Origin of the sequence: Limnohabitans radicicola (assembly GCF_014837235.1) — a bacterium.
Lineage (GTDB): Bacteria > Pseudomonadota > Gammaproteobacteria > Burkholderiales > Burkholderiaceae_C > Limnohabitans_A > Limnohabitans_A radicicola.
On sequence record NZ_JACYFT010000014.1, the window covers coordinates 1 to 2,603 of the forward strand.

The following is a 2,603-nucleotide window of genomic DNA, read 5'->3' on the forward strand; positions in this document are numbered from 1 at the left end:
CAAACAATGCAAGACTACGCCAGCCGGCAAAGAAAGCCGACCAAGCACCTGGTGGGTCTGGGGCTGGTGGTGCTGCTGCACCTGTTGCTGCTGTGGGCGATCAACTCGGGCCTGGCCCGTTCGTTCGTCAAAAAGCTCAAAGGTCCGGTGGAAGCGGTGTTGCTCGAAGAGCAAAAGCCCGACATTCCACCCCCGCCGCCACCGCCGCCTCCAAAGAACCTGCCACCGCCGCCGCCGTCTTACGTGCCGCCCGTGGATGTGCCCGTGTCTGCGCCGCCCGCGGCCAACGCGATCGCGGCAGTGTCCAACACGCCCCAGCCGCCTGCGCCGCCGTCTCCCGCGCCGGTGGTGGCCGCGCCCCCCGCTGCACCCGTGCGCACAGGCGCGGTGGTGAACTCGGCCAACTGCGAAAAACCCGAATACCCCAGCGCCTCGCGCCGCCTGGAAGAAGAAGGCACGGTGAGCCTGCGCTTCTTGGTGGGTGTGGACGGCAAAGTGATTCAGGCCGAAGTGGACAAGAGCTCGGGCTTTAGACGCCTGGACGAAGCGGCGCGAGCGGGATTGGCCAAGTGCCAGTTCAAGCCTGCGACGGTGGACGGCAAGCCTGAGCAAGCTTGGGCGAGCATGAAATACACCTGGCGCCTGGAGTGATGCGGCCAGCGTTGCCCAGAGCCTACTAACCCTATCAACTGAATTCAAAAGAACCCCAGAGGAGTCCCTCATCATGTTCAAGCAAATTAAAACCATCGTTCTTTGTGCTGGCCTGCTGGCCAGCTTGCTGGGCGCCGGCACTGCGCTGGCGGCCAAGCCCAAGGCGGCAGAGGCGGCGCCTGCTGCGGCAGCGCCCGCGCCTGTGACCGCTCCTGCGGCTGCGGCATCTGAAGTGGCAGCCCCTGTGGCCGCTCCTGCGCCGGCGGCGGCTGCGCCTGCGGCCGAAGAAGAAAACCCCTACGGCCTGAGCGCTTTGTGGAACCAGGGCGACTTCGTGGCCAAGGGCACGCTGCTGATCCTGGTGATCATGAGCATGGGCTCGTGGTACGTGATCTTCACCAAGTTCGCTGAACAGGCCAAGATCAACAAACAAGCGCGTGAAGCGCAAGACAACTTCTGGAGCGCAGGCTCCGTGGCCCAGGGCAAAGACGCCCTGGCCGAAGGCAGCGCCTTCCGCTTCATTGCAGAAAAGGGCCTGGAAGGTGCCTCCAAGCACACGGGCATGCTGGGCACCATCGACTTCAACGACTGGGTGACCATGAGCTTGCAGCGCGCCATTGGCAACGTGCAAAGCCGCATGCAAGACGGCCTGGCGTTCCTGGCGACGGTTGGCTCCACAGCCCCCTTTGTGGGTCTGTTCGGTACCGTGTGGGGCATCTACCACGCGCTGGTGAAGATCGGCATGTCTGGTCAGGCTTCGATCGACAAGGTGGCGGGCCCCGTGGGCGAGGCGCTGATCATGACGGCCATTGGTCTGGCGGTGGCGGTGCCAGCGGTGCTGGGCTACAACTGGCTGGTGCGTCGCAACAAGGCGGCGATGGAAGAGATCAACGCCTTTGGCTCGGACCTGCACTCGGTGCTGCTGGCCTCGGCCAAGAAGTAATCCCCTCGCAGCGGGTGGGCGGGTGAACACACAGCCCGCACGCCCGGGGCGAACACAGGAGAAGCCAACATGGCCATGAACGTAGGCGAAGCCGATGACGAGATCATTGGCACGATCAACACCACGCCGCTGGTGGATGTGATGCTGGTGCTGCTGATCATCTTTCTGATCACGATTCCGGTGGTGACGACATCGATCAAGGTGGACTTGCCCAAAGAGAAGAACGTGGTGCGCGAGACCAAGCCGGAGAACGTGATCATCTCGGTGGACAAGGCGGGCAAGATTTACCTGTACGACACGCCGATCAAGAACACGGCGGACTTGTCGGAGAGGATGAAGAAGTTTGCAGTGATGAAGCCGCAGCCCGAGGTGCAGATCCGCGGGGACGGCAAGAGCGACTTTGAGGCGGTGGGCCGGGTGATGTACTCGGTGCAGCGTGCGGGGATCGTGAAGGTGGGCTTCATCACCGAGCCGAACAACTGAGGCAAAGAAAGCGAACGGAGTCAGAGATGGGAATGAACGTAGGAACGGGCAGCAGCAACGAGCCGGAGGTGATGGTGGACATGAACACCACGCCGCTGATTGACGTGATGCTGGTGCTCTTGATCATGCTGATCATCACGATCCCGGCGCAGCTGCACTCGGTGAACCTGGACATGCCGCTGCCGAGCAATGCGCCCAAGAAGGCCGATCCGGTGGTGATCAAGGTGGATGTGGATGCGCAAAGCGTGGTGAACTGGAACGGCAAGCCGGTGGGCAGTCGTGCGGAGCTGGAGCTGAAGGTCAAGGAGGCGGCGGGGATGAACCCGCAGCCGGAGATCCACATTCGCTCGCATGCGAAGGCCAAGTACGAGGCGGTGGCTGGGGTGATGGCGAGCGCGCAGAGCAATGGGCTGACGAAGCTGGGGATTGTGGGCTCGGAGCAGTTCATCAACTGAGGCTGTCCAAGAGAGGCGGTCCAGACGCACAAGTTGTTGAGTACGTTTCTTCCAAGGAAACTTTATCGCCC

Annotated in this window: 4 protein-coding genes; all 4 read left to right on the forward strand. The window is 62.5% G+C overall.

Annotation, left to right across the window (positions count from 1 at the left end; translation table 11 throughout):
- A partial coding sequence (locus IC609_RS16010; RefSeq protein ID WP_408611059.1) for an energy transducer TonB occupies nt 1-651 on the forward strand: 651 nt, incomplete at its 5' end.
- 73 nt (nt 652-724) lie between these two features.
- On the forward strand, nt 725-1,594 hold the full coding sequence (locus tag IC609_RS16015; RefSeq protein WP_191820532.1) for a MotA/TolQ/ExbB proton channel family protein: 870 nt from the start codon (nt 725-727) through the stop codon (nt 1,592-1,594).
- Between the two features lie 69 nt (nt 1,595-1,663).
- Nucleotides 1,664-2,077, forward strand: a complete 414-nt coding sequence (locus tag IC609_RS16020) for an ExbD/TolR family protein (RefSeq protein WP_191820533.1) — start codon at nt 1,664-1,666, stop codon at nt 2,075-2,077.
- Between the two features lie 26 nt (nt 2,078-2,103).
- Nucleotides 2,104-2,532, forward strand: coding sequence for an ExbD/TolR family protein (locus IC609_RS16025; protein ID WP_191820534.1), 429 nt, complete (start codon nt 2,104-2,106; stop codon nt 2,530-2,532).
- Nucleotides 2,533-2,603: the final 71 nt, after the last annotated feature.